At 62.0% G+C, this 26454-nt stretch carries 27 protein-coding genes; 10 read left to right on the top strand and 17 right to left on the bottom strand.

Going from position 1 to position 26454, the window contains the following annotated elements; genetic code table 11:
- Positions 1 to 33: 33 nt before the first annotated feature.
- The 3 genes from HQL44_08395 to HQL44_08385 all read right to left on the bottom strand — a co-directional run bounded on the left by HQL44_08395 (position 34) and on the right by HQL44_08385 (position 4110).
- Positions 34 to 1551, bottom strand: coding sequence for a DUF853 family protein (locus HQL44_08395; GenBank protein ID MBF0268598.1), 1518 nt, complete (start codon positions 1549 to 1551; stop codon positions 34 to 36).
- Positions 1541 to 3103, bottom strand: a complete 1563-nt coding sequence (locus HQL44_08390) for an AMP-binding protein (GenBank protein MBF0268597.1) — start codon at positions 3101 to 3103, stop codon at positions 1541 to 1543. The genes HQL44_08395 and HQL44_08390 overlap by 11 nt, the downstream gene beginning before the upstream one ends.
- Before the next feature lie 62 nt (positions 3104 to 3165).
- Positions 3166 to 4110: a DUF3426 domain-containing protein gene (locus HQL44_08385; GenBank protein MBF0268596.1), complete on the bottom strand. Its 945-nt coding sequence runs from the start codon at positions 4108 to 4110 to the stop codon at positions 3166 to 3168.
- A 122-nt stretch (positions 4111 to 4232) separates the two neighbouring features.
- On the opposite strand from HQL44_08385, the gene ftsE reads away from it, so the two are divergent.
- From ftsE to HQL44_08360, 5 genes are all read left to right on the top strand, one after another.
- Positions 4233 to 5009 (top strand): cell division ATP-binding protein FtsE, encoded by a 777-nt coding sequence (gene ftsE, locus HQL44_08380; protein ID MBF0268595.1) that lies wholly within the window; start codon positions 4233 to 4235, stop codon positions 5007 to 5009.
- A gap of 3 nt (positions 5010 to 5012) precedes the next feature.
- Positions 5013 to 5912 carry a cell division protein gene (locus HQL44_08375; GenBank protein MBF0268594.1) on the top strand — a complete coding sequence of 300 codons (900 nt, stop codon included), beginning with the start codon at positions 5013 to 5015 and terminating at the stop codon, positions 5910 to 5912.
- A complete protein-coding gene (locus tag HQL44_08370; protein MBF0268593.1) occupies positions 5909 to 6502 on the top strand; it encodes a YdcF family protein in 594 nt (197 codons plus the stop codon). Before HQL44_08375 ends, HQL44_08370 begins: the two co-directional genes overlap by 4 nt.
- Positions 6503 to 6504: 2 nt before the next feature.
- On the top strand, positions 6505 to 7215 hold the full coding sequence (locus tag HQL44_08365) for a 1-acyl-sn-glycerol-3-phosphate acyltransferase (GenBank protein MBF0268592.1): 711 nt from the start codon (positions 6505 to 6507) through the stop codon (positions 7213 to 7215).
- Positions 7216 to 7461: 246 nt separating this feature from the next.
- Entirely contained in the window at positions 7462 to 9801 is a 2340-nt protein-coding gene (locus HQL44_08360; protein MBF0268591.1) for an adenosylcobalamin-dependent ribonucleoside-diphosphate reductase, read from the top strand.
- Positions 9802 to 9872: 71 nt separating this feature from the next.
- Here HQL44_08360 and HQL44_08355 read toward each other — a convergent pair whose 3' ends face one another.
- The 8 genes from HQL44_08355 to HQL44_08320 all read right to left on the bottom strand — a co-directional run bounded on the left by HQL44_08355 (position 9873) and on the right by HQL44_08320 (position 16197).
- Positions 9873 to 10208: an alkylphosphonate utilization protein gene (locus tag HQL44_08355; GenBank protein MBF0268590.1), complete on the bottom strand. Its 336-nt coding sequence runs from the start codon at positions 10206 to 10208 to the stop codon at positions 9873 to 9875.
- 338 nt (positions 10209 to 10546) lie between these two features.
- Positions 10547 to 10975: a phasin family protein gene (locus tag HQL44_08350; GenBank protein ID MBF0268589.1), complete on the bottom strand. Its 429-nt coding sequence runs from the start codon at positions 10973 to 10975 to the stop codon at positions 10547 to 10549.
- Between the two features lie 148 nt (positions 10976 to 11123).
- A complete protein-coding gene (locus HQL44_08345) occupies positions 11124 to 11753 on the bottom strand; it encodes a TetR/AcrR family transcriptional regulator (protein MBF0268588.1) in 630 nt (209 codons plus the stop codon).
- Between the two features lie 45 nt (positions 11754 to 11798).
- The gene (locus tag HQL44_08340; GenBank protein ID MBF0268587.1) at positions 11799 to 12593 is read right to left on the bottom strand and encodes a pyrroline-5-carboxylate reductase; all 795 of its coding nucleotides are present in this window, start codon (positions 12591 to 12593) and stop codon (positions 11799 to 11801) included.
- A gap of 67 nt (positions 12594 to 12660) precedes the next feature.
- Entirely contained in the window at positions 12661 to 13164 is a 504-nt protein-coding gene (locus HQL44_08335; GenBank protein ID MBF0268586.1) for a YbjN domain-containing protein, read from the bottom strand.
- Positions 13165 to 13372: 208 nt separating this feature from the next.
- Positions 13373 to 13684, bottom strand: coding sequence for an accessory factor UbiK family protein (locus tag HQL44_08330; GenBank protein MBF0268585.1), 312 nt, complete (start codon positions 13682 to 13684; stop codon positions 13373 to 13375).
- 3 nt (positions 13685 to 13687) lie between these two features.
- Positions 13688 to 14857: an aminotransferase class I/II-fold pyridoxal phosphate-dependent enzyme gene (locus HQL44_08325; protein MBF0268584.1), complete on the bottom strand. Its 1170-nt coding sequence runs from the start codon at positions 14855 to 14857 to the stop codon at positions 13688 to 13690.
- Positions 14848 to 16197: a gamma-glutamyltransferase gene (locus tag HQL44_08320; GenBank protein MBF0268583.1), complete on the bottom strand. Its 1350-nt coding sequence runs from the start codon at positions 16195 to 16197 to the stop codon at positions 14848 to 14850. The genes HQL44_08325 and HQL44_08320 overlap by 10 nt, the downstream gene beginning before the upstream one ends.
- Between HQL44_08320 and HQL44_08315 the strand changes: the two genes are divergently transcribed.
- On the top strand, positions 16193 to 17539 hold the full coding sequence (locus HQL44_08315; GenBank protein MBF0268582.1) for a M48 family metallopeptidase: 1347 nt from the start codon (positions 16193 to 16195) through the stop codon (positions 17537 to 17539). The two genes, HQL44_08320 and HQL44_08315, sit on opposite strands and share 5 nt — an antisense overlap.
- Positions 17536 to 18195, top strand: coding sequence for a hypothetical protein (locus HQL44_08310; protein MBF0268581.1), 660 nt, complete (start codon positions 17536 to 17538; stop codon positions 18193 to 18195). Before HQL44_08315 ends, HQL44_08310 begins: the two co-directional genes overlap by 4 nt.
- 11 nt (positions 18196 to 18206) lie before the next feature.
- Here HQL44_08310 and HQL44_08305 read toward each other — a convergent pair whose 3' ends face one another.
- Genes HQL44_08305 through HQL44_08285 form a run of 5 tightly spaced genes read right to left on the bottom strand, consistent with a single transcriptional unit; the run spans position 18207 to position 22294 of the window.
- On the bottom strand, positions 18207 to 18989 hold the full coding sequence (locus HQL44_08305; protein ID MBF0268580.1) for an enoyl-CoA hydratase/isomerase family protein: 783 nt from the start codon (positions 18987 to 18989) through the stop codon (positions 18207 to 18209).
- Positions 18986 to 19642, bottom strand: coding sequence for a hypothetical protein (locus HQL44_08300; GenBank protein MBF0268579.1), 657 nt, complete (start codon positions 19640 to 19642; stop codon positions 18986 to 18988). Before HQL44_08300 ends, HQL44_08305 begins: the two co-directional genes overlap by 4 nt.
- Positions 19639 to 20712: an AI-2E family transporter gene (locus tag HQL44_08295; GenBank protein MBF0268578.1), complete on the bottom strand. Its 1074-nt coding sequence runs from the start codon at positions 20710 to 20712 to the stop codon at positions 19639 to 19641. Before HQL44_08295 ends, HQL44_08300 begins: the two co-directional genes overlap by 4 nt.
- Positions 20709 to 21266 (bottom strand): CDP-alcohol phosphatidyltransferase family protein, encoded by a 558-nt coding sequence (locus HQL44_08290; protein ID MBF0268577.1) that lies wholly within the window; start codon positions 21264 to 21266, stop codon positions 20709 to 20711. The genes HQL44_08295 and HQL44_08290 overlap by 4 nt, the downstream gene beginning before the upstream one ends.
- Positions 21266 to 22294 (bottom strand): DUF2066 domain-containing protein, encoded by a 1029-nt coding sequence (locus tag HQL44_08285; protein MBF0268576.1) that lies wholly within the window; start codon positions 22292 to 22294, stop codon positions 21266 to 21268. The genes HQL44_08290 and HQL44_08285 overlap by 1 nt, the downstream gene beginning before the upstream one ends.
- A 126-nt stretch (positions 22295 to 22420) precedes the next feature.
- Between HQL44_08285 and HQL44_08280 the strand changes: the two genes are divergently transcribed.
- From HQL44_08280 to HQL44_08270, 3 genes are read left to right on the top strand one after another with little or no spacing between them, the layout of a single operon-like run.
- Positions 22421 to 23467: a phosphoribosylformylglycinamidine cyclo-ligase gene (locus tag HQL44_08280; protein MBF0268575.1), complete on the top strand. Its 1047-nt coding sequence runs from the start codon at positions 22421 to 22423 to the stop codon at positions 23465 to 23467.
- Entirely contained in the window at positions 23464 to 24132 is a 669-nt protein-coding gene (locus HQL44_08275; GenBank protein ID MBF0268574.1) for a phosphoribosylglycinamide formyltransferase, read from the top strand. The genes HQL44_08280 and HQL44_08275 overlap by 4 nt, the downstream gene beginning before the upstream one ends.
- A complete protein-coding gene (locus HQL44_08270; GenBank protein MBF0268573.1) occupies positions 24132 to 25115 on the top strand; it encodes a hypothetical protein in 984 nt (327 codons plus the stop codon). Before HQL44_08275 ends, HQL44_08270 begins: the two co-directional genes overlap by 1 nt.
- Here the strand turns inward: HQL44_08270 and HQL44_08265 are convergent.
- Positions 25077 to 26453 carry a cobyrinate a,c-diamide synthase gene (locus HQL44_08265; GenBank protein ID MBF0268572.1) on the bottom strand — a complete coding sequence of 459 codons (1377 nt, stop codon included), beginning with the start codon at positions 26451 to 26453 and terminating at the stop codon, positions 25077 to 25079. The genes HQL44_08270 and HQL44_08265 overlap by 39 nt on opposite strands.
- Position 26454 lies beyond the last annotated feature (1 nt).

The following is a 26454-nucleotide window of genomic DNA, read 5'->3' as shown; positions in this document are numbered from 1 at the left end:
AAACGTCATGCTTAGCGACGGGCGCGACGTTCTTCACTTCCCCCGAAACAACCCGCCAAGAACGCCGCGCACGATTTCGCGACCGATGCGGCTGCCAACCGCGCGGACCACGCTTTTGGCCAGCGCCTCGCCTACACCTTCCCGTCTCGATGACGGGACGGAAGAACGGCGAAGCCTGCGTTCCTCTTTTTCCTGCAAGGCCTCCTGGCGGGCGGCCTCCTTGGCCTGCTTGGCCTCTTCTTCGGCTTGGCTAGCCGACTGCGCCGCCTTTTCGGCGCGCGTCCCCAGAATTTCATGCGCTGATTCCCGGTTCACGGAAACGTCGTAGCGCCCGGCATAGGGGCTGAATTTCTGCGCATTCGCAAGCTCCGCCGGACCAGCAGGCCCCAGTTTCGATGATGGGGGACGCAGCAAGGTCCGCTCTACCACCGAAGGCACGCCCCCCTCCTGCAACACGGAGACGAGCGCCTCGCCCACGCCCAATTCGGTGATCACCGTCTTGGCGTCAAAGGCCGGGTTTGACCGGAAGGTTTCCGCCGCCGCATCGACCGCCTTCTGGTCACGCGCCGTAAAAGCGCGCAGCGCATGCTGCACCCGGTTGCCAAGCTGGCCCGCGATGTCTGGCGGAATGTCCAAGGGGTTCTGGGTGACGAAATAAACGCCAACGCCTTTCGAGCGGATCAGCCTTGCCACCTGCTCAACCTTGTCCAGCAAGGCTTTGGGCGCACCGTCGAATAAAAGATGCGCTTCATCCAGGAACAGCACGAAGACAGGCTTTTCAAGATCTCCCACTTCCGGCAGGTTTTCGAACAGTTCGGACAGCAGCCAAAGCATGACGGCGGCGTAAAGCCTCGGCTTGTGGATCAAGGTTGTCGCGTCAACGACATGCACCAGCCCCATGCCATACCTGTCGCCCTGGATGAGATCGGCCACTTCAAGCGCCGGTTCACCGAAAAACTGCGCGCCCCCTTCGCGCTCAAGCGCCATGATCTGGCGAACGATGGCGCCCACGCTGGCCTGTGTAACATTGCCATAGCGCTGAGAAAGCTCGTTCCTATTCTCTTCAAGGAAGCGCAGCAGCGCCCGCAGGTCGTCAAGATCAAGCAGCAACAGCCCCTCGTCGTCGGCCAGGGCGAAGGCTGCCTGCAACACGCCTTCCTGGGTTTCGTTCAATCCCATCAGACGCGCCAGAAGCACAGGCCCCATATCTGAGATCGTGGTTCGCATCGGATGGCCGTTTTTGCCGAAAACATCCCAGAAAACTACGGGGAAGCCCTGGGCGCTGAAATCCTGAAGGCCGATACGCTTGGCGCGTTCGCCCATCTTGCCGCCAACATTGCCCGGCATGCACAGGCCGGACAGATCACCTTTGACGTCCGCGATCATCACCGGAACGCCCGCCCGCGAGAAACCCTCGACCATAACCTGAAGCGTTACCGTCTTGCCGGTGCCGGTGGCGCCCGCAACCAAGCCATGTCGATTTCCAAAGCGCAAATCGAGACTGACCGGCTGACTGCCTGCTCCCAAAAATATCGTTCCCTCAGCGGCCATTTTTGCTTTCTCCCTTTCCCTTCACATACGCCTCCTTGATCTCGCGCTTCAGTGTCTTGGCGGCGGCGTTGCGCGGGAATGTGTCCAGAAACACCACGTCATGCAGGCGCTGGAATTTGGCGCCGACGCGTTCATTGGTCCATTCCTTGATGTCGTCCGCCGTCGCCAGGAAGCCTTGCCGCAGAATGACGGCGGCCACCGGCACCTCGCCCCATTTCTCGTCGGGTGAACCGAACACCGCCACTTCGTTGATGGCGGGATGGGCGGCCATCACCTCCTCGATGTCCTTGGGATAGACGTTGACGCCGCCCGAGATGATCATGTCCTTGATGCGATCGACCAGGAACAGATAGCCTTCCTCGTCCACGTAACCGGCATCGCCGGAATGCAGCCAGCCATTCTGCAGCGCCTTGGCCGTCAGATCTGGGCGCTTGTAATATTCGCTCATCAGGATGGGGCCGCGCCCACAGATCTCGCCCACTGTTCGCGGTGGCACTTCAATGCCCTGTTCATCGACGATTTTCATTTCGAAGAAGGGCGTCGGCACGCCGACCGACCCCGCCTTGCGCACGGCGTCGTCGCGGTCCAGCACGGTCATGAAGCCTTCGGTCAGACCGTATAGTTCATAGAAGCGGCCCGGCAGCGCCGCGTTCAGGCGTTTCTTATGCTCGAGCAGCAAGGGCGCGCCCAGCGATTGCAGCATCTGCAGCGAGGCCAGACGTTCGGGCTTGAAGTCAGGACTGTTCATCAGCGCGATGATCTGCGAAGGCACCATGATCATATGGGTGACCTTGAGGCGCTCGATATCGCGGATCACCGCTTCGGGATTGAACGAGGGATGCAGCACATAGGCACAGCCCAAAAACATCCAGGGCATAAGATCCAGCATGGCGCCGTTGAAGACGATGGCACCCGCATGCAGCACCACCGATTCCGGCGTCATGCGCCAGGACGAAGCGAACAACGAGCAATATTGCGCCCGCACGTAATGGCTATGCACGATGCCCTTGGGCGCACCCGTAGTGCCTGAACTATACATGATGTTGTAAACGTCATCGCCGTCCAGCCCGGCGTCGGGCGGTTCGGCTTCACTGGCGCCCGCCACGAAATCCTCGAAGGCGCAAAAACCTTGCCGTACTGCGCCGCCGCATCCGGCCAGAATCCAACGCTCATCGGCGATGGCGGGCAGTTCGGATCTGATGTCCGACAGCATCGGCGCAAACGAAGCGTCGGCGATCACGCAAACCGCATCGGAATCGGCCAGCAGCGTTTTCAGCCCAGCGGCCTGCAACAGGGTCGAACAGGGCACGATCACCAAGCCGGTCTTGGCCACCGCCCAATAGGCGGTCATCAGTTCCAGGGAATTGGACAGCACGGTGGCGACCTTGTCGCCCTTCTTAAGTCCCGCCCGCAGAAATGCGTTGGCCAGCCGGTTGATGACGGCGTCGAACTCTTTCCAACTGTAGCTGTGGTCCTTGAAGACGAAGGCCGTATGACGAGGGCGATACCTAGCGTGCCTGGCTGGCAACCTGCCGATCTGAACATTCAGCATCGCGTCCTCCCCCTTGGTGCCGGGAAAGGATAGCGCCGGTTCGGTCTAAGCGGAAGGGGGCGTCACTCCTGCCCAGGGCGGGGCGCGAACGTGACCTCGAACCGTCTGGCGGCTGCCGCCGGACTTTCGACATTGACCTTAAAGCCCGTGCTCTCATTGGCCGCCAAAGTGCGTTCGGGCGGCGGCATGATCTTTTCCTGCACCACCAGATTGGCGCTATCATAGAGTGACAGTTTCACCAGGGGCAAATCGCGGGTTTTGTCCGAGACGTTGGCGACGACGCCGCGCACCACCAGAATCTCGACATTGTTTTCCATCACCCGCTCGCTGGTAACGTTGCGGAATTTGAGGCCGGAACCCAGGGCTTCGGCTTCGATACCCACTTCTTCGTAGAAGATCGCGGCATCGGGCCACAGCTCAACAATCTGGCTGCGCAGGAAATAAGCCCCGGCGGCCAAGCCACCCAGGAACAAGATAAAGCCCAGCAGGATGATCAGCCCGCCAAACAGGCCTCTTTTTCCCGGCTGCTTGGCAGGCGCTGCCCCCCTGGAAAAAACCTCGGGGATCGGCTCGGCATCGCCGAAGTCAAAATCGTCGGGCAGGTCCTGGCCGGACGACTCGTCGCCCGTGGCTTTCTTGGACCCCACCGAATCGAAGGTGTGATGCGAATCTGCCTCGGCGACCACGCCGGCCACCCGGTCAAGCGCCGCCGCCAGATCGACATCATCGGTCTCGGCGTCGCTCATCATGGCGGCCAGACCGCCGCCACTCTTGGCGGGCATTTCAAGCGGGATATCGCCCAGCTTGGGCAAGGGGGAAGGCGTTTGCCCCTTCATCGCCGCCGGGCGGGGCGCTGGTTGCGCCGCTGGAGCAGGGCGTTTCTGGACTGGCGGGGAGGCGGGCGGCGGGGCCATGCCCTCCATGCCTTCGGGCATCTGATGCCACTTGTGCCCGCATTTGGCGCAACGCACGGAACGACCCGTGGTGCCGATCAGATGATCTGCCACGTTAAAACGCGCGGAACAGGCCGGACAAGTGATGATCATGCGTGCTCTTGATTCCCTGTCATTCCTTATAGGGCGTGTGAAGTCCCGAGACAAGCCCGTAAAACCCACCGACCCACGATATCATGTATGCCCGACCCTGGACGAGACCCAATGGGCCGTGTCATCTTATCAAAGTTAAGGGAGAAGGGTGCGTGAGCCGCAAATTATCCACAGGACCTGAGCATGTCATCCGCTTTGAAAGCGTTGGTCTGCGATATGGCCAGCGACCCGAAGTGCTTGAGGACATCACCTTCTCCTTGAAGCCCGGCTCGTTCCACTTCCTGACCGGAGCGTCGGGCGCCGGAAAATCGTCGCTCTTGCGCCTGATGTATCTGGGACAAAGGCCGACCCGCGGGCTGGTGACCCTGTTCGGCCAGGATGTGGCGACCCTGCCGCGCGACAAGTTGCCCGCGCTTCGCAGGCGGGTCGGCGTGGTCTTTCAAGATTTTCACCTGCTCGACCACATGTCGGCTATGGACAATGTGGCTCTGCCCCTGCGCGTTTCCGGCGTTTCCGAGGCGGAAATCAAGAAACATGTGCCCGAGTTGCTGTCATGGGTGGGGTTGGCCGATCATCTGAACGCCAAGCCGCCCGTTCTGTCGGGCGGACAGAAGCAGCGGGTCGCCATCGCCAGGGCGGTGATCGCCAGACCCGACCTGCTGCTGGCCGACGAACCGACGGGCAATGTCGACGACACGCTGGCCACCCGCCTGATCTATCTGTTCGAGGAATTGAACAAGCTGGGCACCACCGTGGTCATCGCCACCCACAACGAGGGGCTGCTGCGCAATTTCCCGCATTCCCGCCTGCATCTGGAACGCGGTCGGCTGGCCGATCCGCCGCCCCTGAAGGGAGCCTGACGCATGGCCCTGATCAGCCGCCGCTCGGACCTGCCCACCCAGCGCGACGCCTCGTCGCGTTTCGTGCCCCTGCTGGTCGCCCTCATGGTGTTCCTGGCCGTGCTAGCACTTTCGGGCCTGATGATCCTGCATGGGCTGACGACGCGCTGGGAGCGCGACATCCGGGGCACGCTGACCGTACAGGTTCCCATCGTGGCCAGCGGCCCCGAAGCCGAGGCGCGCAGCCATGCCAAGGTCGAGGCGATCTTGAACGTGCTGGCGGAAACGCCGGGCATTCTGCAATCCCAACCCTTGCCCCGCGACCGTATCGTGGCCCTGCTTGAACCCTGGCTGGGATCGGCCGAACTGATCGGCGAACTGCCCTTGCCGCGGCTGATCGACGTGACCAGCGACCCCTTCGTGACCATCGACGTGAAAACGTTGGCCGCCAAGCTGGAAGCCGTGCAGCCCGGCACCACGGTTGAAGATCATCGCGTCTGGCTGGGACGCTTGTTGCGCCTGTCGCGCTCGATCGAGGCGCTGGCCATGCTGGTGTTGGGGCTGGTCGGCGTCACCACCTCGGCCACCGTCGTATTCGCCACCCGCACCGGCATGGCCATCCATCATCAGGTCATCGAAGTTCTGCATCTGATCGGCGCCCAGGACGATTACATCGCCCGTCAATTCGCCAGGCGCACCTTTTATATGGGTCTGAAGGGCGGCATCGCCGGATTGGGCCTGGGGGTTGGCGCCCTGGCGGGCCTGGGCTACATGGCCCGTTCCTTGGAAGGCGGCATCCTGCCGGAAGTCTGGCTGGGGCTTGGCCATTGGGCCGCCTTGGCGCTCTTGCCCCTGGCCGCCGCCTGGATCGCCACGCTGACCGCCCGCCTTGCCGTCCACCGCGCCCTGGCTCGCATGACATGACCCAGCCTTTGCGAAGGTTTCTGCCCTTCATCCTTCCTCCCGCCGTCCTGGCCCTGATCTGGCTGGCCGGTCTGGTTGGCTTTGCCCAATCGGTGCCGCTGGGCATCGACGATCAGGACAGCAAAACCGACGCCATCGTGGTGCTGACCGGCGGCAGCGAAAGATTGGCCGCCGGTCTCGACCTGCTGGAGAGGCAGTTAGGCGGGAAATTGTTCGTTTCCGGCGTCTATCGCGGCGTTGACGTGCGCGAACTGGTCAAATTGTCGCGCCATGCCCCCGACGCCCTGGAATGCTGCATCGTGCTCGGCTACTCCGCCGACAATACAATCGGCAACGCCCAGGAAACGGCGGCCTGGATGCGCTCGGAACAGTTCAGCTCGCTGCGTCTGGTGACCGGCAATTACCATATGCCGCGCGCCCTGGCCGAGCTGAAAGCCGCCCTGCCCCTGGCCCGGATCATACCCAACCCTGTCTTTCCGGAACATGTGAAAGCCGGGGCCTGGTGGCGCAACCCGGGCACTTTTGTCTTGATCGCCTCGGAATATACCAAGTATCTCCTGGCCCGACTGCGCATCTTACTCGAGGGATGACCGTGACCGCTCTGCGCTCCTTTGCCTTCAATGTCCTGTTCTTTGGCCTGACCACCCTTCTGTCGCTGCTTTATCTGCCCTTCCTGCTTCTGCCCAGGAAGGCGATGGTGGCCGGAGCCAGGGCCTGGATTCGCCTGATGCTGTTCTTCTTGAAATGGGTGGCCGGGCTTTCCCACGAATTCAGAGGGTTGGAGCGCCTGCCGCCCGGCCCCTTCCTGATCGCAGCCAAACATCAGTCGGCCTGGGACACCCTGATTTTCCACATTCTTCTACCCGATCCCGCCTTCGTTCTGAAGAAGGAGCTGCTGAACATCCCCCTGTTCGGCTGGTATCTGGCCCATCACGGCATGATCGCGATTGATCGCAGCGCGGGCGCTAGTGCCCTCAAGAAAATGCTGAAAGAGGCTCAGAACGCTTTGTCGCGCGGCTCGGTCCCCATCGTTTTCCCGGAGGGGACGCGCACAGCACCCGGCGATTCGATGCCCTATCATCCCGGCATCGCCGCCCTGTATGCCGATCTCAAAGTGCCGGTGGTGCCGGTGGCGCTGAATTCAGGCCTGTATTGGCGCAGGAAGGGTTTCATGAAGCGCCCTGGCCGGATCGTTCTGGAAGTGCTTGATCCTATAGAGCCGGGCATGGACCGCCGCCAGTTCCTTGCCACCTTGAAGGAACGGATCGAAACCGCCTGCCAGCGCCTTGGCGAAGCAGGGTAAATCCGGTCCATCCACAGACTTATCAAAAACGCCCGTGGAACATTTGTGGAAAATCTGCTAATCTTCGCCCTCCCTTATCCACAGGCCGGGATAACGGGAAAGCTGGGTGTGGTTCTTCTTGTCAGACCTGCTTCTGTGTAACGCGGTGATCAACCCGTCCCCGTTCTTGAAGCTGAGAAGGGCAGGGCCTAGTCTTCCCCCTCTTCCTGGGGACGAACCTTGTTTTGAACGCATTGGGGACAACCGATGACGCAGCTGGCACCCATTTCGCAACAGATATGGGATATGAAATACCGCCTGAAGGGCGAAGGCGGACAAGCCATCGACCGCACGGTCGAGGATAGCTGGCGGCGCATCGCGAAAAGCCTGTCTGCCGCCGAGCAGGACCCGACCCTGTGGGAAGACCGCTTCTACGAGGCGCTTGAGGGGTTCAAGTTTCTGCCTGCCGGGCGCATCGTCTCGGGCGCTGGCGCCAACCGCAAGGTAACGCTGTTCAATTGTTTCGTCATGGGCGACATCCCCGACGACATGGCGGGCATCTTCGAACAGTTGAAGGAAGCCGCCGTCACCATGCAGCAGGGCGGCGGCATCGGCTATGATTTCTCGACCCTGCGTCCCAAGGGAGCGCCCGTCAAGGGCGTGGGCGCCGACGCTTCAGGCCCCCTCAGCTTCATGGACGTCTGGGACGCCATGTGCCGCACCATTATGAGCGCCGGATCGCGCCGTGGGGCCATGATGGCCACCATGCGCTGCGACCATCCCGACATCGAGGCCTTCATCGAGGCCAAGCGCGAGCCGGGTCGCTTGCGCATGTTCAACCTGTCGGTCCTGGTCAGCGACGCCTTCATGCAGGCCGTGAAGGAAGACGGCCATTGGCAGTTGCAGTTCGGGGGCACTGTTTATAAAAGCCTGCCCGCGCGCGAGCTGTGGGACAAGATCATGCACGCCACCTATGCCTATGCCGAACCGGGCGTGATCTTCATCGACCGCATCAACCGCCTCAACAATCTGCATTATTGCGAGACCATCCACGCCACCAATCCTTGCGGCGAGCAGCCCTTGCCGCCCTACGGCGTCTGCCTGCTGGGATCGGTCAATCTGGCCAAGCTGGTCGAGAAGCCCTTCACCGAAGACGCCTTCATCGACATGGCGAAGCTGGACGGCTTGGTGCGCACAGCCGTGCGCATGATGGACAATGTGATCGAGGTTTCGAACTATCCCCTGCCCCAGCACGCCCACGAGGCGCACAGCAAACGGCGCATCGGGCTGGGGGTGACGGGTCTGGCCGACGCCCTGATCTTGTGCCGGGCGCGCTACGGCGCCAAACGTTCGATCGAACTGACCTCGCGCTGGATGGCCGCCATCCGCAGGGCCGCCTATCTGGCTTCCACCGAACTGGCCGCCGAAAAGGGCAGCTTTCCCTTGTTCGAGCGCGACAAATATCTAGCCGGCGAAACCATCCAATCGCTGGACCAGGATGTGCAGGAAGCCATCGCCAAGCACGGCATCCGCAACGCGCTGTTGACCAGCATCGCCCCCACCGGCACCATTTCGCTGTTCGCCGACAATGTCTCGTCGGGCCTGGAACCGGTTTTCTCCTTCACCTATTCGCGCAACGTCTTGATGCAAGACGGCACCAGACGTGAAGAAGAAGTCAGCGATTACGCCTATCGCCTGTACCGTCGCATGGTGGGCGAGAATATGCCGCTGCCCGATTATTTCGTCGATGCCGAGAGCCTGTCGCCCGCCGACCATGTGGCGATGCAGGCCTGCATTCAGACCTACATCGACAGTTCGATCTCGAAAACCATCAATCTGCCGGAAGACATCTCGTTCGATTCCTTCAAGGACGTTTATATGCAAGCCTATGACCTGGGCTGCAAGGGCTGCACCACCTATCGGCCCAACGACATCACCGGCGCGGTGCTGGTGAAGAAGGACGGCAAGAAGGACGCGCAGGCCGAATTGCCGCTGGGCAAGCCACTGCACAAGCCCGCCGACATCGGCAGCACGGTGGTTCACCTAACCCAGCCCCTGGACCGCCCGGAAACGCTGAAGGGCCATACCTACAAGGTGCGCTGGCCCGATTCCGACCATGCCATGTACATCACCATCAACGACGTCATCCAAGATGGGCGCGAGCGCCCCTTCGAGGTTTTCATCAATTCGAAGAACATGGAGCATTTCGCCTGGACGGTGGCGCTGACGCGCATGATCTCGGCGGTCTTCCGCAGGGGCGGCGACATTTCGTTCGTGGTCGAGGAATTGAAGGCGGTGTTCGACCCCAGGGGCGGCCAATGGGTGGGCGGGCGCTATGTGCCCTCGCTGCTGGCCGCCATCGGCGAGGTGATCGAACGCCATCTGATCGAGATCGGCTTCATGCCCAACCCCGCCGACGAGCTTTTGTACCTGACGGAAACCGAGCGCAAGGTGGTCAATCTCGCCAAGGGCGACGACCATCGCCCGCCCGCCGCCAACGCTTCCGGCCACAGCATGCGCTATTGCCCGAAATGCAATCAGCCCTCGCTGATCAAGCAGGAAGGCTGCGACACCTGCACCAGTTGCGGCTATTCGAAATGCGGGTGAGGTAAGCCGTTAGCCATCGGCTTTCAGCCTTCAGCGAATGTGATCGCTGAAAGCTGACTACTGAGGGCTGTTCAGGCCTTCTTCACGAACTCCGACTTCAAATCCATCGCGCCGATGCCGTCGATCTTGCAGGCGATGTTGTGGCCATTGGCGCCATCGGTCAGCTTGATATTCTTGACCTTGGTGCCGCCCTTGACGACCAGGCTTGATCCCTTGACCTTCAAGTCCTTGATCACTGTTACGGTGTCGCCATCGGCCAGCACATTGCCGTTGGCGTCCTTGATCACGGACTCGTCGGCCCCGGCGTCGCCAGCGGCATCCGGGTTCCATTCATGGGCGCATTCCGGACAAATCCACAGGCTGCCATCCTGATAGGCATGTTCAGAGCTGCATTTGGGGCATTTCATATCGCTGTCCTTACCGTCATCGTTGCAAATTTAATGCCCCGTGTAGGTCCTGCGGAGGGCCGGGTCAAGCCCACGGCTGTCGGTTTAAATGGCGTATTGCTACTTTTGCCTCATCCTGAGGAGCGAAGCGTCTCGAAGGATGAGGCAAAACAAAGAAAATGCAGCGCCTCGCCCTTCGAGACAGCCGCTTCGCGGCTTCCTCAGGGTGAGGCGCTTTTTCAAGTCCGGACTGCCGCGGGTCAAGCCCGACCATGACGCAAAGCTCGAATCACGAAACAAAAACAGCCGCCAGCTTGCGCCAGCGGCTGATTTCTAAAAGTTGACGTCTGAAGGCTGTCTTACTTCTTGCCTTTGATGACGTCCTTGACTTCGTCCATCGTCTGGGCGAAGCGCTTGTTCAAAAGATCGAAGGCTTCGTTGTTCGACTTGCCCATCATCTCGACCAGTTCGCGCATATTGGACAAGGTGCGCTCGAAGGCGTCCTTGACCAGCTCGGTCTGGGCGGCGGCCTTCTCTTGCGGCGATCCGGCTTCGGTCATCGCCTTGGTGGCGCCCACGACCTCTTCGATCGACTGGCGCATGATTTCCATCTGACGGCGCATCACCGCCTGCACGCCTTCGAAGGCTAGGCGGTTGGCTGAGGCCAGAGCTTCGATATTCTTGCGCTGAGAAGCCAGCATGGCGTCGACATCGACGCCGGGAACCTTGAAATCAGCGAAAATTTTGGTGACGTCGAAATCGTCAGGCGTCTCGGGTTTCTTGACCATGTTCACTATCCTCCTGCTGGCTTGGGTGCGTCGGTGCGTTGCGATTTTACGGACTGTTGTTTTTGCACCGCACAATAATACGCGCGGCCATTTCGACTCGTCAAGCGGGCTTTGCTGCAGTGCAATAACAACGATTTGAATCAATCGGCTAGGCTGCGGATGGGGCTGGCTTGCTGGCCTTTGGCCCCAACAGACAGGCCCGAAGCGGCCCCGGAACCAGCCCAAGCAGCCTTTCACAGCGGGTCAGCCCCTTGTCCAGGGCGCACATGGTGGGGCCAAGGTCGGGCGTATCGTCCTCCAGCCAAGCCTTGACGGTCGATAGATAGACAGCCGCCAGCGCCTTGGCTTTGAGCCGCCCGGCCAAGCCCGACGACCCCACGCCCGCCGCTTCCAGCATCCAGGGCATGGCGCGGTCGATGGAAACGGCTGCCGCCAGCAGGGCCGAGGGGGCTTTGGCGCCGTCGTGGGCCAAGCGCTGGAAAGCGGGCTTGTAAGGGGTCAGCGCTTCGAGACGACGCATCAGAACGTCGAACAACCGGTCGCGCACGGGAAGCGCCGCATCGGGCTTTTCGAAATCGCGCAGCGCCTGCTGATCGATTTCCGCCCCCAGGGCGATCATCAACCCCTCCTTGCACGAAACCAATTCGCGCAAATCGGCCAAGCTGATGGCGGCCTTGTCGGCCACGTCGGTCAGGGAAACGGCGTGCCAGCCTCTTTCGCCCAGCAGGGCCATCAGGGCTTCGGCGGCTTTCAAACGGGGATTGGCTTTGGCGGTCATGCGAACCTCATTCAATCTGGTCCGCCCTATGTGGGGATGTATCCCCTAACTGGCAAGTTCCCTGGAACGATTGGCCGCCGCCTCGACGGCGCGGTCCATCAAATCCTGCAGCCCCCCCTTTTGCGCCATCAGCACGGCAAGCGCCGCCGCCGTGGTGCCGCCGGGGCTGGTGACGTTCTCGCGCAACAGCTTGGGCGGGCTGCCTGCCCGGTAGAGCAGTTCCCCCGACCCCGCTACCGTGGCGCTGGCCAGCTTGGCCGCCAGATCCGGGGCCAGACCGGCCTTCTCGCCCGCCTTGGCCAGGGCCTCGGCCAAATAGAAGACATAGGCCGGACCCGATCCGGAAACGGCGGTCACGGCGTCGATCTGGCTTTCATCGGCGACCCAGGCCACCTCGCCCACGGCGCTTAATAGTTCTTCGGTCCTGGCCTTTTGCAGGCTGGTGGCCATGCGGTTGGCGCAGGCCACCGTGATGCCGCGCCCCACGGCGGCCGGCGTATTGGGCATCGAGCGCACCACTGCGGCCGTCGGGCCCAGAATGCGCTCGAACGAGGCCAAAGTGCGCCCGGCGGCGATTGACAAAAAGACAGCGTGATCGGCGAAACGGGCATAGGGCGGCAACACCGTATCCATCAACTGAGGCTTGACCGCCAGCAGAACGACATCGGGCCTGAAATCGGCGGGAATGTTCTTTTCGTCGAAGACGCCCTGCACGCCCTGGGGGGCCTGGCTGGGTTCGACGACCACGATGGCCTTGGGATCGAAACCCCGCTCGATCCAGCCAACCAGCAGCGCGCTGCCCATGCGCCCGCAACCAACCAACAGAATGCCATGTTTCATGTTACCCCTCCCTGTGCTTCACGCCACATGGCGCGGGGCGAACGCCCGGCGCCTGAGGGGCAGTTGATTACGCTTCGCCCATCGGCTCCAACAGAGCCGCCTGCATGGATTCGATGGGCGACTTGCCGCCCCAGACCACGAATTGGAAAGCCGGATAGAAGCGCTCGCATTCCGAAAGAGCGATGTCGACCAGATCTTCCAACTCCTCAATGCTGGCCTGATGCAGGCCGCGCAACAGCATGGAATGGCGGAACATGGGCACGCCCTCTTCGGTCCACAGACCGAAATGGCCCAGCCACATCTTCTCGTTGATCAGAACCAGAAGCTCGTTGATCTGGCCGCGCTTGGCGTCGGGAATGCGCATGTCGAAGGCGCAGGTGAAATGCATCGCCCCCACATCCTCGCGCCACGAGAAATACAGGCTGAAATCGCACCAGCGACCCGGCACGTCGACCGCCATTTCCTCGTCGGTGCGCCGATCAAACGCCCAATCGTTGGCGGCAACAATCTGCTCGACCAAATCCAGCGGATTGGCCAAGTCTTCATTTACAGCAAGCGCTAAGGCCGTCATGCCTCTGTTCTCCCCGCCTAGCAGGCTGGCACCAACATGTTGTGAAGCCAAGCCAGTGTCAACACAAACGCTAGCCAGAGAGAACTAACAAAAGGTAAATGCGGAGTCGTGCGATTCCGCCTGATTCAGCAAGCCTTGAAAAGACTCGGAAAATCGCATCCGCGCATCAAGGAGTCGCGCCAGCGTCTCTCGAGAGTCGCAACGTTTTTCATGCCGCCGAGTCGGGTTTGGCGGGTTTCTTGCGCGCCGGTTTCGGCTTGGCGACAGGGGCTTCGATGCCCAGTTTTGCTTCCAAAACCGCAACGCGTTCGGCCAGCGATTCTTGTTCCGCCCTGGCTTTGGCAGCCATGGCGCGCACGGCGTCGAATTCGTCTTGCGTCACCAGCTTCATCTCGGCCAGCAAACGCTCCAGCTTGGCCTTGGCGAAGGTCTCGGCTTCGGTCTTCAGGCCCGAAAGCGCGCCCAAGGCGTCATGCGCGGCCTTGGTCAGTTCCTTGGCAATGTCGGGACGGGTCACCATGGATCAACTCCTTATCGATTGCAGAGGGACGCGGGCCAGTCGGCGGACGGCCTCTTCCATGTCGGACATCGGTCCGGCCAACGAGAAGCGTACACTCAAATGCCCGCGCAAGGGATCGAAATCGGTTCCGGGCGTCAAGGCAACCCCGCATTCCGCTAAGATACGCTTGCAAAATTGCGGGCTGTCATTGGTCAGATGGCCGATATCGGCATACAGGTAGAACGCGCCATCGGCGGGCGCCAGCTTGTCGAAACCCAGGGCTGGCAAACGATCCAAGAGCAGGGCGCGGTTGGCGGCGTAGCCAGCGACGCGGGCGTCCAGTTCGCCAGTGGCGTCGAAAACGGCCATGGCCGATATCTGCGAAAGCGTGGGGGGTGCTATGGTCAAGTTCTGGGCCAGGCATTCGACCGAACGCACAAGTTCCGGCGGAACCACCATCCAACCCAGGCGCCAGCCGGTCAGGGCATAATATTTCGAGAAACTGTTGACCACGATGGCGCTGTCCGAAAAGCCAAGCGCCGTGGCGGCGGGTTCGCCGTAAACGATGCCGTGATAGATTTCATCGGAAACCAACCGCACGCCCTTCCCATGGCACCATTCAGCCAGCGCCTTCAGGGCGTGGGGGCTTAGCATGCTGCCGGTGGGATTCGAGGGGCTGGCGACGATCAAGCCATCGACCGGACGATCCAACGCTTCCAGATGGGCGGGCGTGGGATGGAAATGGGTGGCGCCATCGACGGGGATCGTCACCACCTCGCAGCCCAAGGCGGTCAGGATGTTGCGATAGGCCGGGTAGCCGGGGGCCGCCAGCGCCACGCGGTCGCCCGCCTCGAAGGCGGCCAGAAAGGCCAGCAGGAAAGCGCCCGACGAGCCGGTGGTGACCACTACACGATCAGCGTCGATCTTGATCCGGTGGCTTTCCTTGTAGAAGCGGGCGATGCGCTCGCGCAGTCCCTGATGGCCCAAGGCCAGCGTATAGCCCAGCGTTTCGCTGTCATCTTCAAGCGCCCGCTTGGCGGCTTCCAGCACGGCCCTGGGCGGACGCCCACCCGGCTGCCCAACTTCGAGATGAACCACATCCTTGCCCGAAGCCACCCGAAGGGCGGCCTCGCGCATGACGTCCATGACGATGAAGGGCGGGACTTGGCCGCGCCTCGAAACCTTCAGAACCATTCCTTCTCCTTGGAGCCGACGCCCAGCCCATAGCCGAAGCCTTCCGGATCGACGGCCAACTGGCAGGAATCGGGATGCGGCGGCAGTCCCTGCGGACAGCCGATCGCCACCAATCGCCGCCCCGCCACCGATTTGACGGCATCGACCAGGGGGCGTTCTTCCAAAATTGCCATCGACGCCGCCTTCATCAGCCCCATCACGCCGGGCTGGCCGCCCGCCGAGGTCATGGCATAGCGGAACTCGGTGACATTGTGCGCCACCACCAGCATCGGTCCCAGGCTGGTCTTGGCGACCTGCCCGGACGCCAGAATCAATCCCAGACCGGGAATTGATTTGCGGTTGCCGAACAATCCGCCCATCGATGTGGCGCAGACCACCGCTTGGCCGTCACGGTCAGCCACCATGAATCCGGCGCCCGAAGCGCTTTCCTGAGAAAAAGGCTGTTCATAAGGCTGCTTTTGAACGACTTGCCGCCACAAGCGGGCCTCTTCGGCGCCGCCGCTGGCCGGCTCGGGCGGGAAATGGGCGGTCAGATTGCCGAACTTGACGCCCAGGGTCGGCCCGAACGTCACTTTCACATTGCGCATTTCTTCGGGCGTCAGGGCCAGACCGGCTTCGCCTGCCGCCTCGCTCAGTTCGCGAGCCAGATTCCCGGTGTACAGATCGGCAGGTCCCCTGGCTCTCAAACGGGCCATGAACGAGGACAGGTTGATATTCTTGACCGCATCCCCCTCGCCCGCCAACCTGCCGTCGGGTCTGGCGAAGATCTTGCGCAAATTGGGATCGGCCAGCAGCCGCTCGCCCTCAAGCGCCAGATCGCTGGCCAAGGCTCTGGAAACCGGTGCGCCCAGGCGGGCCATGCCTTCCGCCGGGCCGATCAAGGCCTCCCAACGCAGGCGGCCATACTTGGCGTGCAGGGCGAACATGGCGCGCGGCGCCGCCACGGCGGCAGGCGACTGAGGAATGAAAATCAGCGATTCCGTCGTCGATTCCTTCTTTTTGTCCTTGGGGTTGTGAACCAGACAAGCGCCCTGGCCCGCCATGCCGACCCGCGAGGGCAAGGTGACGGACATGGCGAAATACATGGCGATGGCCGCATCGGCCGCCGTGCCGCCGGAAGACAGAATGTCGCGCGCCACCAGCACCGATTGCGGCTCGTCCGAGGCGATGATGCCCGCAAAACCCTGCACATGGCCGATGGTGCCCGGAGCGACGCCGGGATCGCAGGCCGACAACGCTCCCGTCAGGCCCAGCATCAGCCCGGCCGCCCTGCATTGACGGACCAGCCAGGGGGCACTACCTTCCTGGGGAACGGTTGGAACTTCTGCCTTGCGCATCATCTTTCGCCTTTTCCTAATCTGCATGAGTCTTCTGGCCGCGGCTGCGTCCCCTGCCGGCGCCGCGAGCCTGATTCGCGACACCGAGGTGGAAAATACCATCCGCGCCTTCGAGACGCCACTGTTGGAGGCGGCCGGCCTGGACCCGAATGCCTTCGAAGTTCATATCGTTAACGAAAAGAGCCTGAACGCCTTTGTAGCTGGCGGACAGAAAATGTTCCTGCATACCGGCTTGTTGCTGCGCGCCCAGAGCGCAAGCCAAGTCATCGGCGTCATGGCCCACGAGACCGGCCATATCGCAGGCGGCCATCTGGCCCGCCTGCAGCAAGCCTTCGAGGACGCCTCGAACGAAGCCATCATCGCCACCGTGCTGGGCGTCGCCGCGGGCGTTCTGTCAGGTCGCGCTGACGTTGGAACAGCCGTCGTGATGGGCGGTCAGGACGTAGCGCTCAAGAATTTGCTGACCTTCTCTCGCGGCCAGGAATCTTCCGCCGATCAGGCGGGCATCACCTACCTGAACCGCACCCAGCAGTCGGCCAAGGGCTTTCTCGAATTCATGGAAATCCTGGGCCAGCAGGAATTGTGGATGACCGAGCGCCAGGACCCTTATGTGCGCACCCATCCGATTTCCCAGGAGCGCGTGTCCTTTCTGCGCGAGCAGGTCGAGAAATCGCAATATACCGACACGCCCCTGCGCCCCGAATATGCCCTGATGTTCAGGCGCATGCAGGCCAAGCTGTTCGCCTTCATCGAGGCGCCGGTGCGCACGCTGTCGCGCTACAAGGCCGACGACACCTCTATCGAGGCCCGCATGGCCCGCGCCATCGCCTATTACCGCAAGCCCGATCTGGCCAATGCCCTGCCCCTGATCGACGGCCTGATCAAGGAATATCCCAACGACGCCTATTTTTATGAATTGAAGGGGCAGTTCTTGTTCGAGAACGGGCGCATCGCCGAAGCCAAGGACGCCTTGGTCCATGCTGCAAGGCTGATGCCGGAAGCCCCCTTGATCCTGGTCAGCCTAGCTCAGGCCCAGATCGAGATGAACGACGACTCCCTTCTGCCCGAGGCCTCGCGCCACCTTCAACAGGCCCTGACCAAGGAAAAGGACAATGCCCTGGCTTGGCGCCTGATGTCGGTGGCCTATGGGCGCAGCGGCAACCAGGGCATGACCGCCTATGCCATGGCCGAATACGCCTTTCTGTCGGGCAAGCTGGCCGAGGCCAGCCATCATGCAGATCAAGCCGACAAGCTGCTGGCGCGCGGCTCGCCACCTTGGCTGGCCGTTCAAGACCTGAAAAGCGACATCCAGACCCAGCAAGCCAAAAAAAGGAAAAAGAAATGAGCCGGGGCAAGCCCGTGGCGGCGATGGCCCTGCTGATGGCCCTTTTGATTCAAGCCCTTTTGATTCAAGGATGCGCCCAAACCGCCGTGCCCGCATCGCCCGGCCCGGAAGGCTGGCTGCCCATCTTGGACGCCGATCCCGCGCTGGCTCTTTCAGACAGTCAGGCCGCCGCCGAGCACGGCTGGATCAGCGAGAACGCCAAGGCTTTTTCCATCCTGCCCTCCGGCGCTTTGCGCACCAGCCTGAGCGAGGCGGCGTCGCTCAGGCGCGAGGTGGACAGCCTGCTGCTGTCGTCGCCCTATCTGACTTGGCGCTGGCGCGTCGAGTCCGGCCCACCGGCTGGCGGCTATGCCCGCCTGCATCTGGCGGTGGGATTCAAGACAGGCAGCGCCGAGCGGCGATTGATCGTGGCCTGGAGCGGCGAAGCCGGACAAACAGGGCGGCTAGAGCGCAAGGGAAACGCTGCCTTCTTCATCGCCCAGGGCGGAGCCAGCGATGGCAACTGGCGCGAAGCGACGCTTGACATAGCCGAGTTGCATCGGCTGGCTTGGCCCGACATCAACACGCTGAACAGCCGCATCGCCTATGTGGCCTTGTACACGCCCCAGTCTGACGGGCCTGCCTGCGAGATCGAGAAACTGGCTCTGATGAGGTAGTAGGTGGCGCGCTATTCTCCCTTGAATTCCGGTTTGCGCCGGGATTTAAAGGCGTTCACCCCTTCGGCATAATCCTTGGTGGCCAGGAATTCGTAACATTCGTCCATCTCTTCCTGGCTGATGGGGCTGGGATCATCAAGGCGGCGAACGAACTTCTTGTGCCAGCGATTGGCCAGGGGCGCTCCGCCCAGAATGCGCTTCAGACAAATCTTCACCTCGTCTTCCAGCGCCGCATCCTCGACCACGCGGTTGACCAACCCCCAGGCCAGGGCTTTCTCGGCATCCAGGATTTGCGCTTCCAGCAGCACTTCCAACGTGCGCGCCGGGCCGATCAGGCGCTTAAGGCCGATCAGTTCGGGATAGCCCATGACCACCGAGATGCGGTTGATCGGCACGCCGAAGCGGGCCGAGCGCCCGGCCAGACGCAGATCGCACAAGGCGGCCAATTCAAGTCCGCCGCCCACGCAAGCGCCATGGATCATGGCGACGGTGGGATGAGCGCATTCGTACACGGCGTTGAAGGCGCGGCGCATCACGTCGTCATAGATTCGGGCCTGGGCGGCGGTGGCGCGCACGGTATCGAATTCCTCGATATCTGCCCCCGGCGCAAAGGCCTTGTCGCCCGCCCCGCGCAGCACCACGGCGCGCACGCCGCTATCCGCCGACAGGTCCAAGAACAGATCGCCCAAACGCTGCCAGACGTCCAGGTTCAGCGCGTTCATGCGTTCCGGTCGGTCGATGGCGACCGTGACAGAGCCGTCGGCGTGGCGGTCCAGGGTGACGATCTCGCTCATGCGTTCAACTCCAGAATGTCGCGAATCAGGGGAATGGTCACCGGACGCTTGGCGGCCAGCGCCTTGTCGTCGATCTGTCCGACCAGTCGGTGGGCGGCGGCAAAACTGCGCTCGATGCGCCCCAAAATATACGCCAGCGCATCCGGCCCGACGCGCAATTGGCGGTCGGCGAACAGCTTGGCCAGCAGCGCCGTCAGCAAGGCGTCGTCGGGCGCTTTCAGTTCCGCCAAGGGAAGCGCTAGCAGCCGCGATCTTAGATCGGGAAGGACGACCGTCCAGCGCGCCTGCGGCTGGCGCGCCGTCAGCAGCACGAAGCCTTGGCTTTCCTTGGCCAGATTAAGCAGATGAAACAGGGCACGCTCGGGCAGATCGGCTTTGCAATCCTCGATCACCACCGACTTGCCTTCCAGCGCCGGGACATCGCTTTGCGTGAAGCGGGCGGCGGGCACGATCGCGGCCCCTGCCCTGGCGGCAAAGATATTGGCCAGATGCGTCTTGCCCGACCCTTCCGGGCCGCATAAAACCAGCGCCTGGGCGGGCCAATCCGGCCAGCGCTCGATCCAAGACAGCGCCAAGCCATTGCAGGGCGCTTCCAGAAAATCTTCCCGCCCCATCTGCGGCTGGGGCGGCAGGTGGAAGGCAAGCTGGGTCATTTTTCGGATGTAGAGGAATTGCCGCGATAAACCGGGCTGGCCAGATAGCGCTCCAGCGAGAAGCGGACGAGAACGCCTATCACCGCCGCCACCGGCACGGCCAGCAGCACGCCCAGGAATCCGAACAAGGCCCCGCCCGCCAGCAGGGCGAAGGGAATCCACACCGGATGCAGACGGATGCGGTCGCCGACCAGATTGGGCGTCAGGACATAGCCTTCGATCACTTGGCCGGTCAGCGAAACCGCCGCCACGATGACGACCGGCATCCAGTCCGAGAACTGGGCCAGCGCCAACCCGACGCTGAGCACCATGCCCAGAATGCCGCCCAGATAGGGAACAACGGTGGCGATGCCCGTCGCGATGCCGACCACCAGCCCCAGATCGAGACCGGCCAGCGAAAAGCCGACGCCGTAAAACAGGGCCAGAACGGTGCAGACCAAAGCCTGGCCGCGCACGAAACCGGCCAGGGTGGAATCGATTTCGTGTAATTGTCCGCGGATGGTCTCGGCGTGATCGCGCGGCAGCCAGCTATCGACCCTGGCGGTCATCTTGTCCCAATCGCGCAGCAGATAGAAGGTAACCACCGGCGTAATCAGCAGCAGCGACAGGATCGACAGCAAGGCCATGCCGCCCGTCAACACATTGCCGATGGCGGTGATGATCCATGACACCATCGTGCCCGCATAGCTTTCCGCCGTCGCCTTCAGCTTGGCGACATCCTCGGGATTCAAGTTGGCCAGCAAGGTTTCAGCCAGGGGGCGCAACCGGTCGCGCAACCCCTCGGCATATTCCGGCACCTTGTGGGCGAAATCCATCACCTGGGTTTGCACCATGGGAACCATCAGGGCGATGACCCCGCCGAAGATCACGAAAAAGCCGATGGTGACCAAGCCCGTGGCCAGGGAACGGCCAAGCCTGTAGCGCTCGAGCCGGTCAACGATGGGGTCGAGGAAATAGGCTGCCGCCATGCCCGCCACGAAGGGCAGCAAAACAGGGCGCAGCAAATACACCAGGCCTATGAAAACGGCCAAGCCGATCAGCCAGAAACGAATCTGCAGGCGCGTCATCATGTTTTCGTACCTTCCTCGGAAACAACCCGCCGACCCCAAACCAGGAGATAGACCGCCCCGGAAGCCAGGGTCGTTAGGGCGACGATCATAGTCAACACCGGCTGCAAGGCCAACAAGCCTTCTTCAAGATCGTGGCCAAGCCCCCCCAGAACCAACCCGGCCAGCAGGATCTGGGCCAGTGTGTTCACCTTGCTGACGAACAAAGGCTCCATGCGCAAACGCCCGGTCACCAAATCGACCAGCAAGGCTCCCCCGATGATCAGCAGGTCACGCGACACGATCATGATGACCAACCAGTCCTGGATCTGGCCGTGATAGCCCAGCGTGATGTACACCGCCATCAGCAACGCCTTGTCGGCCAGGGGATCGAGGTAAGCGCCGATGGTGGTTCTGGCCTTCAGCCAGCGGGCCAACGCGCCATCGAGCGCATCGGAGACCGCCGCCGATGCGAACAGCCAGAAGGCCAGATGATAGTTTTCGGAATTGATCGACCAGACGGTCAGGGGAACGGCCAACAAGCGCAGCAGGGTGATCAGATTGGGCAGTTGGCGCATCATCTGGCGGGCATCAGGGCCAAGGAATGCCCGCCTTGCCCATCCGCCGACAGATTCAGATCGGCTTGCGACAGGGCGGTGCGCAACTGGGCGAAATCGCCCGAATGATGCAAGGCAAGGCTGGCCCGATTGCGCGCCAGTTCCAGCATGTCCTGGCGGCGGATCAGCGAGACGCGTTCCAACTTTTCGCGAATTTTCAGCCATTCGGCCATGCCGTTGAAGGTCACAGTCACCACCAGAGCGCCCAGGGAATCGTGCGAAACCAGATTGGCCCGCTTCCAAGATTCCTCGATCTGCAAGGCCACGGCATCGGCGGCGCGACGATAGGGGGGCTGGGCTTGATCCTTGGCGTTGGCGACCGTCAGCAAAGCCGCCTGCCCATTGGGATGGATCAGGCGAATGTCGATGCCGGTGGGCGAGACCCTGGCCTCGGCCAACAGGGTCTGCGCCGCGCCATAGCGTCGGCCCAGCGTTTCCAGCCTTTCTCGGTCCATGCCGACGTCATAGGCCTGACGGTCCCAACTGTCGCCCATAGGCACCAAGACCGGCGCCAAGCTCGACAGCTTGGGGCGCTCCTGCCATGCCTTCAACCAACCATTGTCTTCGTCCCACAACAGCCCGCGCCCGGATTGCGCCAGGACCGGCACCACCAGCACCGGCTTGCTGACCGTTTCCGCAAAGGAAATGCCCGCTTGGCGCAGCAGATTGCGCACCGGCTGCGCCTTGAACCGCACGGACAGGGTGGCAAGATAGCGCACCGGCGTGGTTTTTTCCTGATCGACAGAAAAGTCGATCACCCATTCCTGCCAATTGGCGGGATGGGGAAGCCTGCCCCGGTCGGCTTCGACGGTCATGCTTTCCAACAAGCGGCGGAAGGCCTGCTGCTGGCCCTCCCCAAGCGCCTTTTCCCTGGCCGCCGACGTGTTTTGAGCCGTGGCGTCGACGGTCACGCTGGCTTGCAGAATGTCCGCCGAAAAGGCCGGAGCCGTCAGGGTGAAGGTTAGTCCGGCAAGGAAGAGAGCGCGCAAGAGCGAAAACATTGCAAACCAGCCGTGCAGGGGTCAAAATCAGGGACTTGTCGGCAGCCCGAAGGCGACCGGTCAGACTTTATCACGTTCTCACATTCTAGGAAGCCTCGCTTGTCCACCTCCTCACTGACATACAAGGATGCCGGGGTCGATATCGACGCCGGAACGGCCCTGGTCGAGGCCATCAAGCCTTTGGCGGGTGCCACGCGCCGCACCGGCACCGAGGCCGGATTGGGCGGCTTCGGCGCCCTTTTCGACCTGAAGGCGGCTGGCTACAAGGACCCGATCCTGGTGGCCGCCACCGATGGCGTGGGCACCAAGCTGAAGCTGGCCATTGACGCCAACCGCCACGATTACGTCGGCATCGACCTAGTGGCCATGAGCGTCAACGACCTTGTGGTCCAGGGTGCCGAGCCATTGTTTTTCCTTGATTATTTCGCGACAGGGCGGCTTCAGGTCGAACAGGGCCGCATTCTGGTGGCGGGCATCGCCGAAGGCTGCAAACAGGCCGGATGCGCGCTGATCGGCGGCGAAACGGCGGAAATGCCCGGCATGTACGCCAAGGGCGATTATGATCTGGCTGGTTTCGCCGTGGGTGCCGCCGAGCGCGGAACGCTGATCGACGGTTCCGGAGTCCAAGCGGGCAACGTCATTCTGGGACTGGCCTCGAACGGCGTTCATTCCAACGGGTTCTCGCTGGTGCGCCGCGTTCTGGACAAGGCTGGGCTAAAACCTGCCGATCCGGCCCCTTTCGCACCGGGAATGACCGCTGGCGACGCCTTGCTGGCTCCCACCCGCATTTACGTCAAAAGCTGTCTGGCGGGCGTGCGCGCCGGACATGTGAAGGCGTTGGCCCACATCACCGGCGGCGGGCTGTACGAAAACGTTCCTCGCGTGCTGCCCAAGGGTCTGGCGGCTGAAATCGACGCCAGCGCCTGGGCGCTTCCTCCCGTCTTCGCTTGGCTGAAAAGCGCTGGCGGCATCGCGGCTAGCGAAATGGCGCGCACCTTCAATTGCGGCATCGGCATGATGGCGATTTGCCGATCGGACGATGCCGACGCGCTGGCCGAATTGCTGACCCAACATGGCGAAACGGTCGTCCGCATCGGGCGCGTGGTGGCGGGCGACGACATCCATGCGCGGGTGGAAAACCTGTCCGCCTGGGATAAATGAGCATGGCGGATCGCAAACGGGTAGGCGTGCTGATTTCTGGCCGAGGCAGCAACTTGCAGGCCCTGATCGACGCTCACGCCCAGCCCGGCTATCCGGCACAAATCGTGCGCGTGATTTCCAACGTGCCGGATGTGTTCGGTCTTGAGCGGGCAAAGGCGGCAGGCATACCGACCGCTGTCATCTCGCACAAGGATTTCTCGGATCGCGAAAGTTTCGAGCGCGCCATCAATGCGCAACTGGAAGCCGATGGCGTCGAAATCGTCTGTCTGGCCGGTTTCATGCGCGTGCTGACGGCCTATTTCGTCTCGCATTGGTCGGGCGGCCTGCTCAACATCCATCCGTCGCTTCTGCCCCTGTTCAAGGGCCTGCATACCCATGAGCGCGCCATCCAGGAAGGCGTTCGCTTCGCTGGCTGCACGGTTCATTTCGTGGTGCCCGAAATGGATAGCGGCCCCATCATCGCCCAGGCCGTGGTGCCGGTGATGCAAGACGACACGCCCGATCTGCTGGCGGCGCGCGTGCTGGAACAAGAACATGTCATCTATCCCCTGGCCCTGGCCCTGGTGTGCGAGGGAAAAACCCGCATCGAACATGGAACCGTGCGCCTTTCAGGCACGACGGCGCAGACGCAGGCCCTGATCAATCCAATCGCCAGTCTTGCCTGATGAGCAGCGAGAAACGTTTCGATCTTGTCTATCTGTTTCTGGCTTTCGGCCTGATCCTGCTGGGCTTGATTTGGAGCGGCGTTTACATGGGCCTGTCGGCCATCGCCCCGCAAGACGGCATGGCGGCAAGGCTTCTGATCGCCTCGGGTCTGGTGGGCAGCGGGTTGACACTGGGCGGCACTGGTTTGCTTTTATGGCAAATCCGCCGTCAGCGTGGGGTGGAGCATCGATTATTGTCGCGCGAAGCCGAGCTGATTGCCGCCCGCGAAAGCCTGGAGCGCTCGAACGACGAACTTAAGAACTTCGCGCGCATCATCGCGCACGACCTGCAAGAGCCGCTTCGCGCCATCATCAGCTATACGCAGCTTTTGAAACTGCGCTACGGCAACCGTTTGGACGCGGATGCCGACGAATTCATCGGCTATCTGGTGGCGGGTGCCGCCAGCATGAAGGCGCGGCTGATGGACCTGCTCGATTACACGATGATAGAGCAGCACACTTTGAAGCCGGAACCAGTGGCGCTTCAAGAAATCATCCAAGACATCCAAAATTATCTGGCCGACGAGATCAAGGCGGCCGGCGCCGAGATCGAACTTGGCCCGCTTCCCATCGTGCTGGCGACCAAGAAGCGCATGATCCTGATTTTCGAGCATCTTCTGTCCAACGCCTTGGAGTACAAGGACGCGTTGCGCCCCTTGAAGATATCGATTTCATCCAAGGATGTCGGCGGCGGGCTGCATGAGATTTCATTCGCCGACAACGGGATCGGCATCGAACCAAAATATTTCGAACGCATCTTCGTCATTTTTCAAAGGCTGCACACGGTGGCCCAGCACAGCGGCACCGGCGTTGGATTGGCGATTTGCAAGAAGATCGTCGAACAATCGGGCGGGCGGATCACGGTCGAGTCCGTCTTCGGCCAGGGCACGGTTTTCCGTTTCACCCTACCGGCGGCGGCTGCGGACAAAATCGACGAAACGTGAGACCCAAGGCGTCCCCTCGACCGAACGCAGATGCGCATAGCTGGCCATCATATTGCCGACAACCAAGCCGTCCTGCCCGTCTTGAATTCCGACCCCGCGCTCGACCTTGAAGGCGAAGGTCTGGCCGGGCGCCAAATCTTCCAAGCGCGAATGGTGGAATTCGTGGGCGGCAAAGCTGACTCCCTTTTGTCCGATCGGCGGCCACAAACCCTTTCCGCTATCCTTCAAACGCACATAGCCGCGTCCGACCGGACGTTCCTGCATCACCACGCGCGCCTTGATGAAACCCACCATGTCGGCCTGATTGGCGCCCCAGCGGATCGATTGGGCCAGATACATCAGGCCACCGCATTCGGCGTGACAGGGCAGCCCCGACCTTAGCGCCGCGTTGATTTCCGAACGCAGCACATGGCTGGCCGACAGGGATCGCATATGGGTTTCAGGAAAGCCGCCACCGATGAACAAGCCGTCGATGTCGGGCGGCAGGTGGTAGTTGGTCATCGTATCGAAGGGAACCAACTGAGCGCCGCATTGCGCAAAGGCTTCCAGATCGTCGGGATAATAGAAGCCGAAGGCGGAATCCTGGGCGATGGCGATGCGCAAATCGCTTTCTGGCCTAGCGGGCAGCGTAGCTGGCATGGGCAGGTCTTCGGCCCGCCTAGCGATGTCAAGCAAACGATCCAGATCGACATGCGCCGCAATGCTGGACGCCAACATGGCGATCAGTTCGCTGGCTCCCGCCTGTTCATTGGCGGGCACCAAACCCAGATGACGCTCGGCCACTTCAAGTTCTGTTTCGCGCGGGATGGCGCCCAGGACGGGCAGTTCGGGCAGATAGCGCTTGATGGCGGCGCGCAGTTTGCCTTCGTGGCGCGGCCCCGCCACCTGATTCAAGATCACGCCCGCGATATCAAGGCCGGGTTCGAAATCCAGATACCCTTTCAGAAGCGGGGCGATGCCACGCGTGGTTCCCCTGGCGTCTATCACCAGCACCACCGGCGCCTTCAGCAGTTTGGCCAGCGCCGCCGTGTCGTCGGCCCCTTCGGTATCCATGCCGTCGAACAGGCCCTTATTGCCCTCGACCAGCGACAGATCGGCATCCTGCGATTGTCTGGCCGCCAACGCCAGCATTTCGCCATGCGACATCGAATAGAAATCGAGATTCCAAGAAGCGCGTCCCGAAGCCGCCTTGTGCCAAAGCGGGTCGATGTAATCGGGTCCCTTCTTGAAGGGCTGCACGCGCAAGCCCCGTTTGGATAGGGCCGCCAACAAACCCAGGGTGATCGTGGTTTTGCCCGATGATTTATGTGCCGCGGATATCACGAGGCGCGGAGACATC

The sequence above is a fragment of the Alphaproteobacteria bacterium genome, assembly GCA_015231795.1.
Classification (GTDB): domain Bacteria; phylum Pseudomonadota; class Alphaproteobacteria; order Rhodospirillales; family WMHbin7; genus WMHbin7.
This window is presented reverse-complemented; position numbering and strand designations above follow the sequence as displayed.

Excerpts from the sequence above, each read along its gene's own strand:
- HQL44_08395 (MBF0268598.1), bottom strand. The coding sequence starts at position 1,551 with ATGGCCGCTGAGGGAACGATATTTTTGGGAGCAGGCAGTCAGCCGGTC.
- HQL44_08390 (MBF0268597.1), bottom strand. The coding sequence starts at position 3,103 with ATGCTGAATGTTCAGATCGGCAGGTTGCCAGCCAGGCACGCTAGGTAT.
- ftsE (MBF0268595.1), top strand. The coding sequence starts at position 4,233 with ATGTATGCCCGACCCTGGACGAGACCCAATGGGCCGTGTCATCTTATC.
- HQL44_08375 (MBF0268594.1), top strand. The coding sequence starts at position 5,013 with ATGGCCCTGATCAGCCGCCGCTCGGACCTGCCCACCCAGCGCGACGCC.
- HQL44_08370 (MBF0268593.1), top strand. The coding sequence starts at position 5,909 with ATGACCCAGCCTTTGCGAAGGTTTCTGCCCTTCATCCTTCCTCCCGCC.
- HQL44_08360 (MBF0268591.1), top strand. The coding sequence starts at position 7,462 with ATGACGCAGCTGGCACCCATTTCGCAACAGATATGGGATATGAAATAC.
- HQL44_08355 (MBF0268590.1), bottom strand. The coding sequence starts at position 10,208 with ATGAAATGCCCCAAATGCAGCTCTGAACATGCCTATCAGGATGGCAGC.
- HQL44_08350 (MBF0268589.1), bottom strand. The coding sequence starts at position 10,975 with ATGGTCAAGAAACCCGAGACGCCTGACGATTTCGACGTCACCAAAATT.
- HQL44_08345 (MBF0268588.1), bottom strand. The coding sequence starts at position 11,753 with ATGACCGCCAAAGCCAATCCCCGTTTGAAAGCCGCCGAAGCCCTGATG.
- HQL44_08340 (MBF0268587.1), bottom strand. The coding sequence starts at position 12,593 with ATGAAACATGGCATTCTGTTGGTTGGTTGCGGGCGCATGGGCAGCGCG.
- HQL44_08335 (MBF0268586.1), bottom strand. The coding sequence starts at position 13,164 with ATGACGGCCTTAGCGCTTGCTGTAAATGAAGACTTGGCCAATCCGCTG.
- HQL44_08330 (MBF0268585.1), bottom strand. The coding sequence starts at position 13,684 with ATGGTGACCCGTCCCGACATTGCCAAGGAACTGACCAAGGCCGCGCAT.
- HQL44_08325 (MBF0268584.1), bottom strand. The coding sequence starts at position 14,857 with ATGGTTCTGAAGGTTTCGAGGCGCGGCCAAGTCCCGCCCTTCATCGTC.
- HQL44_08320 (MBF0268583.1), bottom strand. The coding sequence starts at position 16,197 with ATGATGCGCAAGGCAGAAGTTCCAACCGTTCCCCAGGAAGGTAGTGCC.
- HQL44_08310 (MBF0268581.1), top strand. The coding sequence starts at position 17,536 with ATGAGCCGGGGCAAGCCCGTGGCGGCGATGGCCCTGCTGATGGCCCTT.
- HQL44_08305 (MBF0268580.1), bottom strand. The coding sequence starts at position 18,989 with ATGAGCGAGATCGTCACCCTGGACCGCCACGCCGACGGCTCTGTCACG.
- HQL44_08300 (MBF0268579.1), bottom strand. The coding sequence starts at position 19,642 with ATGACCCAGCTTGCCTTCCACCTGCCGCCCCAGCCGCAGATGGGGCGG.
- HQL44_08295 (MBF0268578.1), bottom strand. The coding sequence starts at position 20,712 with ATGATGACGCGCCTGCAGATTCGTTTCTGGCTGATCGGCTTGGCCGTT.
- HQL44_08290 (MBF0268577.1), bottom strand. The coding sequence starts at position 21,266 with ATGCGCCAACTGCCCAATCTGATCACCCTGCTGCGCTTGTTGGCCGTT.
- HQL44_08275 (MBF0268574.1), top strand. The coding sequence starts at position 23,464 with ATGAGCATGGCGGATCGCAAACGGGTAGGCGTGCTGATTTCTGGCCGA.
- HQL44_08270 (MBF0268573.1), top strand. The coding sequence starts at position 24,132 with ATGAGCAGCGAGAAACGTTTCGATCTTGTCTATCTGTTTCTGGCTTTC.
- HQL44_08265 (MBF0268572.1), bottom strand. The coding sequence starts at position 26,453 with ATGTCTCCGCGCCTCGTGATATCCGCGGCACATAAATCATCGGGCAAA.